Annotated in this window: 8 protein-coding genes; 3 read left to right on the top strand and 5 right to left on the bottom strand. The window is 72.0% G+C overall.

From position 1 onward, the window contains the following. Positions 1-179: 179 nt before the first annotated feature. Positions 180-1,091: an HVO_0234 family beta-propeller protein gene (locus tag EXE48_RS17995; protein ID WP_137704415.1), complete on the bottom strand. Its 912-nt coding sequence runs from the start codon at positions 1,089-1,091 to the stop codon at positions 180-182. A 187-nt stretch (positions 1,092-1,278) separates the two neighbouring features. Here EXE48_RS17995 and EXE48_RS17990 point away from each other — a divergent pair, with 187 nt between their 5' ends. From EXE48_RS17990 to EXE48_RS17985, 3 genes are all read left to right on the top strand, one after another. Beyond that, positions 1,279-2,262, top strand: coding sequence for a nucleoside recognition protein (locus tag EXE48_RS17990; protein WP_053772690.1), 984 nt, complete (start codon positions 1,279-1,281; stop codon positions 2,260-2,262). A gap of 121 nt (positions 2,263-2,383) precedes the next feature. Continuing rightward, a complete protein-coding gene (locus EXE48_RS18895; protein WP_167551924.1) occupies positions 2,384-2,548 on the top strand; it encodes a DUF7838 family putative zinc beta-ribbon protein in 165 nt (54 codons plus the stop codon). 111 nt (positions 2,549-2,659) lie between these two features. Further along, a complete protein-coding gene (locus EXE48_RS17985) occupies positions 2,660-3,919 on the top strand; it encodes a CaiB/BaiF CoA transferase family protein (protein ID WP_137712151.1) in 1,260 nt (419 codons plus the stop codon). Positions 3,920-3,937: 18 nt separating this feature from the next. Here EXE48_RS17985 and EXE48_RS17980 read toward each other — a convergent pair whose 3' ends face one another. From EXE48_RS17980 to EXE48_RS17965, 4 genes are read right to left on the bottom strand one after another with little or no spacing between them, the layout of a single operon-like run. Next, on the bottom strand, positions 3,938-4,858 hold the full coding sequence (locus EXE48_RS17980) for an HpcH/HpaI aldolase/citrate lyase family protein (protein WP_137712150.1): 921 nt from the start codon (positions 4,856-4,858) through the stop codon (positions 3,938-3,940). Next, on the bottom strand, positions 4,858-5,898 hold the full coding sequence (gene aceA, locus EXE48_RS17975; RefSeq protein WP_137712149.1) for an isocitrate lyase: 1,041 nt from the start codon (positions 5,896-5,898) through the stop codon (positions 4,858-4,860). Before aceA ends, EXE48_RS17980 begins: the two co-directional genes overlap by 1 nt. Before the next feature lie 4 nt (positions 5,899-5,902). Next, positions 5,903-6,166, bottom strand: coding sequence for a hypothetical protein (locus EXE48_RS17970; RefSeq protein ID WP_137712148.1), 264 nt, complete (start codon positions 6,164-6,166; stop codon positions 5,903-5,905). Then, positions 6,163-6,504 (bottom strand): hypothetical protein, encoded by a 342-nt coding sequence (locus EXE48_RS17965; protein ID WP_053772694.1) that lies wholly within the window; start codon positions 6,502-6,504, stop codon positions 6,163-6,165. Before EXE48_RS17965 ends, EXE48_RS17970 begins: the two co-directional genes overlap by 4 nt. Between the last annotated feature and the right edge of the window lie 184 nt (positions 6,505-6,688).

Here is a 6,688-nt window from a genome sequence, read left to right as displayed (position 1 = left end):
GGACTCGAAGGGGCGGTCGCGAGGCGGGCGCAGGCGACGGAAGCACCGCAGCGAGCGAACGGAGTGAGCAAGCGAGGAGCGCACCGAGCGTGCGCCCGCCTCGCGACCGGGGCTTCGGCGGTCTTCATCGCGCCAGCGGCAGCGGAGGAGCAACCGAACGGTTCCGCATATCGCTCGTCTTATTCCACGACCGCGAGCGCGACCCCTTCCACGTCTCGGACGCCGACCACCTGGTGCCGCCAGCCGTCGCCGGCGTCGACGCAGAGCGTGCCCGCCGCCGTGACCGCGACCGAGAGGCCGGGGCCGTAGCCGAGCGCGACGACCGCCTCGTCCACCGGGAGCTCGGCGGTCTCCCACGCCTCGTCGCCCCACTCGCCGCCCGCGTCGGCGTGAACCAGCAGGTCGCCGTCGACGACCGCCGTGGCGTGGCCGTCGCCGTCGGCCGCGACCGCGTCCGCAGACCCCTCCCGCACCGTCATCCAGCCGTTGCCGAGCCAGTACAGTCCCGCGCCGGTCGCGGCGAGCGGCATCCCGGCGCCGGCCACGTCGCGGGCGTCGTCGAGTCCGACGTCGGTGAGCCCGCCGTCGGCGACGCGGAACACCCCCTCCGCGCCCGCGACGAGCGCCCCGTCGACGGCGCGCGGCGCCGAGACGGTTCCGAGCCGCGCCGTCGCGGCGACCGCCGTCCCGCCCGCCTCGAACGCGACGCGCTCGACCGCGCCGCTCTCGCGGGCGACGAGGAGCGCGCCGTCGCGCGCTCCCGTCGCGTCGCCGCGCCCGCTCGCCGCGCCGACCGCGACCGCCGCGTCGTCGTCGACCGATTCGAACTCCGGATCGTCGTCGACCGCCGCGACCGAGAGCCCGTCGGGCGTCGCCGCGGCGACGAGGTCGGCGGCGCCGTCGCCGCGCGCGAGGACGGCCACGTCGCGGGCCGGGTCGCGCGCGACCATGTCGAACGCGCCGACCTTGTCGGCCGACAGCGAGACGCGGACGATCCCGGACCCCGTCGCGACGTAGGCGTCGGTGCGGCCGGCGCTGCCCGCGTACACGCGCTTTTCGTCGATCGAGATGTCGTCCTCGGCGGGAGCCATCGGCCCCCCGTTCTCCGCGGCGGGACATAAGCCCCGCGCGCCGCTGCTCTTGCTCCGCGCGCCGCCGCTCTTGCTCCGCGCGCCGCCGCTCTCGCTCCCCGCGTCGACGCCGGGTCGCCGTTCCGACGCGGCGGGAACGAGCGCGCGTTCCGACGCCCATTTGAGCGCCCCTCGCGTACGTCGGTCCGTGCAGTCAGTCGCCGCCGACCTCTCGGTCCTGCTCGCGGAGGTGGTCCCACGGCTGGCGCGGATCACGGCGTTCATCGCGGGCGGCGTCTTCGCCGCCAACGTCGCCGTCGCGTTCGGGCTGGTCCGGTACGTCGCCGGGGTCGCGGGGTGGCTCACCCGGCCCGCGAACCTCCCGGACGAGGTCGGCACGGCGATCCTCACGACCGCCGCGTCGACGACCGCGGGCTACGCGACGCTCGCGGAGTACCGCGAGGCGGGCCTGCTCGACGACCGGGCGACGCTCGTCGCCGTGGTGATGAACACGTTCTTCGGGTTCGTCCAGCACGTGTTCACCTACTACGTGCCGGTGTTGATCCCGATCCTGGGCGTCACCACGGGGGCCGTCTACGTCGGCGCGCGCGCCGGCATCGCGCTGCTGATCTCGGTCACGGGCGTCGTCGCGGGCGGGCTCCTCCTCTCGGAGTCGAACGTCGACCGGTCCGCGCTCGGCGAGGTCGACGCGACCGGCCCCGAGGCGGACGACCGGGACGGCCGCGAGCGCGTCCGCGACGCCGCCGAGAAGTCGTGGGGGACGCTCCGCCGGATCGTCCCGCGGCTCGCGGTCGTCTACACGCTCGTCATCTGGATCGTCACCACCTACGACGTACGGGCGCTGACGAGCGTCGCCGAGCCGATCACGGGCGTGCTGGGGCTGCCGGGCGCCGCGGTCCCGGTCATCGCGGTGTTCACGCTCGACACGACCGCGGGCGCGGCGACGCTCGCCGGGACCGAGGCCGGCGTCTTCACCACCCGCACCGCGGTCGCGTCGCTGCTCATCGGGAGCATCCTCTCGTTCGCCGTCTCGACCTTCCGGCGCTCGATCCCCTTCCAGTACGGGATCTGGGGCCCCTCGTTCGGCACGAAGGTGATCGTCGTCAACACCGCCCTCAAGCTCGTCTTCATCTCGGCGACGGTCGCGCTGCTGCTCGCGCCGGTGTGGTGAGGGCGCGGTGAGAGCGTCGTCGCGGGCGGACTCGACGAGGTGCGGACCGCGGCGACCGACCGCGCGCGACGGCGGCGGTCGGATCAGTAGGTTCAACACCGGCCCGGATCGATCGGCGCACATGGCGCTCGAAAAGGACGTGGACTGTCCCGCGTGCGGCGAGACTCGCTCGTTCTACCGGACCGCGGCGATGACGCTCCACCTCGGCGAGAAGACGAAGTGGCGGTGTCCCGACTGCGGCTACGGCTACGTCGAGATCGACGGTATCGACACGCTCGCGGCCTGAGGCGACGCTCGTTTTCCGTCGGCCGCGGCGACGCCGCAACACTCAGTACCCCGGCGGCTGTGCCGGATCGCATGAACCGGACACGGCGGCGGTCGACGGAGGCGAGACCGCGTGGTCGGTGAGGCGCGAGAGCCCGAGGGCGACGCGGGGCCGCTCGACGGGCTCACCGTGTTGGACCTCTCGCGCGTCCTCGTCGGCCCGTTCTGTACGATGCAGCTCGGCGACCTCGGCGCGGAGGTCATCAAGGTCGAGCGGCCGGGCCCGGGCGACCAGACCCGGACGTGGGTCCCCCCGGCGTTCAGCGAGGGGGACGGCGAGAGCGACGAGGGCGCGGAGAGCGCCTACTACGTCAGCGTCAACCGAAACAAGCGGTCGATCCAGCTGGACCTGACGACCGAGGCGGGCCGGGCGGTCGTCCGCGACCTCGCGCGCGAGGCCGACGTGCTCGTCGAGAACTTCCGCGTCGGCAAGACCGCCGAGTGGGGCCTCGACTACGGCGACCTCGTCGAGGAGAACCCGGGGCTCGTCTACTGCGGCATCTCCGGGTACGGCGAGTGGGGGCCGGACCGCGACAAGCCCGCCTACGACATCATGATGCAGGCGCGGGGCGGGTTCATGTCGTTCACTGGCGTCGAGGGCGGCCCGCCGGTCCGGATCGGGGTCGCGCTCGCCGACGTGGGCGCCGGGATGTACGCGACGCAGGCGATCCTCGCTGCGCTGCTCGAACGCGAGCTCGGCGACGGCCGCGGACAGAAGATCGACGTGAGCCTGCTCGACGGGCAGGCCGCCTGGACCAGCTACATGGCGACGAACTACTTCGCCAGCGGCGATCCGCCGGGACGCATGGGGAGCAAGCACCCGAACATCGTCCCCTACCGGGCGTACGAGACGGCGGACGGCTACGTCGTCGTCGCCTGCTCGTCGGACCGGTTCTGGCCGCCGCTGTGCGAGGCGATCGACCGCCCCGACCTGCTCGCCGACGAGCGCTACGAGGAGAACGAGGGGCGCGTCCGGAACCGCGACGAGCTGGAACGCGAGTTAGAGGAGACGTTCGCGGCGATGACGACCGACGAGGCGGTCGAGCGGCTGGAAGCGCACGACGTGCCCGCGAGCCGCGTCCGCGACGTGGGCGAGGTGTTCGACGACCCGCAGATCGAGGCGCGCGGGATGCTCGCCGAGGTGGAGCACCCGACCGCGGGCACGGTGCGGTTCCCCGGGTCGCCGATGCACTTCTCGCGGACGCCGACGACGGTCCGCCGCCACCCGCCGGCGCTCGGCGAACACACGGAGTCGGTGCTGCGCGAGTACGGCTACGGCGAGGGCGACATCGACGAGCTCCGAGATCTCGGCGCGATCGCGGACGAGGAGTGAGCGGCGCGCGCCGGGGGCTCAGAGGATCCCGGCCTGCTCGGCGCGCGCGACGATACCGCGGGCCATCTTGTCGGTCGCCTCGTCGACCATCTCGCCGTCGACCGAGACGGCGCCTTTCCCCTGTTCCTTCGCCTCGGCGTAGGCGTCGACGATCCGGCGCGCCTTCTCGGCCTCCTCGGGAGAGGGCGCGAACGTCTCGTTCGCGGGCTCGATCTGGCTCGGGTGGATCGCCCACTTGCCGTCACAGCCCAGCTGGCTCGCCCAGCGGCAGGAGTCGCGGAACCCCTCCGCGTCCTCGATCTCGGCGTACGGCCCGTCGATCACCTGGAGCCCCTGCGCCTTCGCCGCGTGAGCGATGCGCGCGAGCTGGTAGTGCCAGTAGTGGCCGGGGTAGCCGCCGCCGGAGCCGATCGTGAGGCCGGCGGCGCCGACGTTGGCGGTGTAGTCGCCGGGACCGAACACGAGCGACTCCAGGCGGTCGCTGGCGCGGGCGATGTCCGCGACCTTCGTCATCGCCTCCGGGGACTCGATCTGCGCCTGGAGCCCGATCTCGCCGACGGGGAGGTTGTTGTTCGCCTCGACCTGCGTCAGGAGGTTGTCGACGGTGGCGACCGTCTCCGGGTTGTTCGCCATCGGCACCATGATCGTGTCGAGGTACTCGCCGGCCCGGCCGACGACCTCGATCACGTCGTCGTAGAACCAGCGGGTGTCGACGCCGTTCATCCGGTAACAAGGCCGGGTGTCGGACCAGTCGTACTCGATCAGGCCCTCGATGACGTTCTCGCGGGCGTCGACCTTCGCCGCGGGCGCGACGGAGTCCTCCAGGTCGAGGAACGCCTCGTCGGCGCCGGAGTCGGGCGCCCGCTCGATCATCTTCGGGTCGGAGCCGGGGGTGGCGAGCTGGCTCCGCCGGAGCGTCACGTCGTCCGGTCCGCCCATCAGTCGTCGCCCTCCGAGGCCGTGATCGGGTCGCTCTCCTCTTCGGTGAAGCCGGCCGACTCCTCCTGGCGCCGCCGGGCCTCGGGGTCGAACTCGGCCTCGACCTCCTGATACCGCGGGACGAAGGAGAGCTCGTGGTGGCTCTCCGTCTCGTGGCCGATGTACCGCTCTTCGAGGTCGAACTGCGCCGCCTCGTCGTTCTCGGCGATGTTCGCGAAGTCCTCGTAGGCGGCGTGCGCACCGGAGTGGAGTCCGTACAGCGTGATGAAGATGTACTGGTAGCCCAGGTCGCCCAGCTCCTCGAAGGTGAGCGGATCCTCCTGGGCGCCCCACTCGAACGACGAGGAGTAGTTGAAGGCGAGATCGAGGTCCGGGTGGGTCTCGTGGATCGTCTCGGCGTACTCGACCGCGTCCTCGCGGGACGGGTCGGGCATCTCGGGCCAGACGAGGTCGACGCCGGCGTCGGCGTAGATCCGGCCGCGTTCGAGGTGCTCCTCCCAGTCGCCGTTGGCGGAGCCGTACGCGTCGGTGCGGGCGATGATGACGGTGTCCTCGCTCTGCTTGGCGTCGACCGCGGCCTCGAAGCGCGAACGGGCCTGCTCGCGGGAGACGATCTGCTTGCCGGCGATGTGGCCGCAGCGCTTCGGCGAGGTCTGGTCCTCGATGTGGACGGCGGCGACGCCGGCCTTCTCGTACTCGCGGACCGCGCGGCGGACGTTGTGGACGCCGCCGTAGCCGGTGTCGCAGTCGGCGATGACGGGGAGGTTCGTCGCCTCGACCATGCGCTTTGCGTTCTCGACCATCTCGCTCATCGTGACTATCTCCAGGTCGGGGAAGCCGAACTGGCCGAGGACGGTCGAGTAGCCGCTCATGTAGGCCGCGTCGAGCCCGGCCATCTCCGCGAGGCGGGCGTCGAGGGCGTGGTAGATCCCGGGCGCGAACGTGTACTCCTGCTCGTCGAACAGCTCGCGGAGTCGGCGGCCGGCCGGGTTGTCGATATCTCTGGTGAAGACGTCGTCGTCGAGTTCGTTGGGATTCATCGGGTTACTGCGTGGAGTCGTCGGCTGCGGTGCGGTTCGTCGTCGCCCGTCGCTCGCCGGCGCGGCGTCGGTCGATCGGGCGTCGGTCGGCGGCGGCGCGTCGGTCGCCGCGGCCCTCGCCGTCGCGGCGAGCGCTCGGCGCGAACGTCGTGGGATCGGGTCGGGGGCCGTCGCCGGTCCCGGTCATCGGGACGGCGCGGCGGAACGAGCCCTCGGCGGGCGATCCGGTCGAGGGGTCGCGGGAGCGACGCGCGGCGTTCGCCGTCATCGCGACCCCCCGTCCGTCCGCGTCCGCGAGGCGGGACGCAGGTCGGGAACGAGCGGCGCGTCGCGCTCGTCGTCGGTCGGCGGGCGGGTCGGCCGGCGGGCCTCGGTCGCCGGGGGCGAGCCGGGAGACCGCGTCTCGGTGGCCCGTCGGGTCGTGATCGTCGGGACCAGCGGCGCGCCGGCCTCCTCGGTGAGCGGGGTGCGACCGGGGATCGTCCGGGGAGAAGGTGTCGTCGTACTCGACTCCGTCCGGCGGTCGGTACGGGTCGTCGAGTCCGCGTCGGTCGTGCTGTCGGTGCGTCGGGTCGTGTCGTCGGGCGTGTCGTTAGGCGTCGTCATCGGGTCGTGTGGGCGGTTGGGGCGGTCGTCTGGTGATCGACTCGGTGCGTCGGGTCGCTTCGTGTCCGCGTACGGATACTGCCATTGCGACTGGAACGACTCAACAGGGCATAATAAACATAATGATTGATAATGATAATATTCGTTATGTTGTTTTACCCGATTAAATGTTCCATGACAACAC

It is taken from the genome of Halorubrum sp. ASP1, assembly GCF_005435135.1.
In the GTDB taxonomy this organism is placed as follows: domain Archaea; phylum Halobacteriota; class Halobacteria; order Halobacteriales; family Haloferacaceae; genus Halorubrum; species Halorubrum tropicale.
This window is presented reverse-complemented; position numbering and strand designations above follow the sequence as displayed.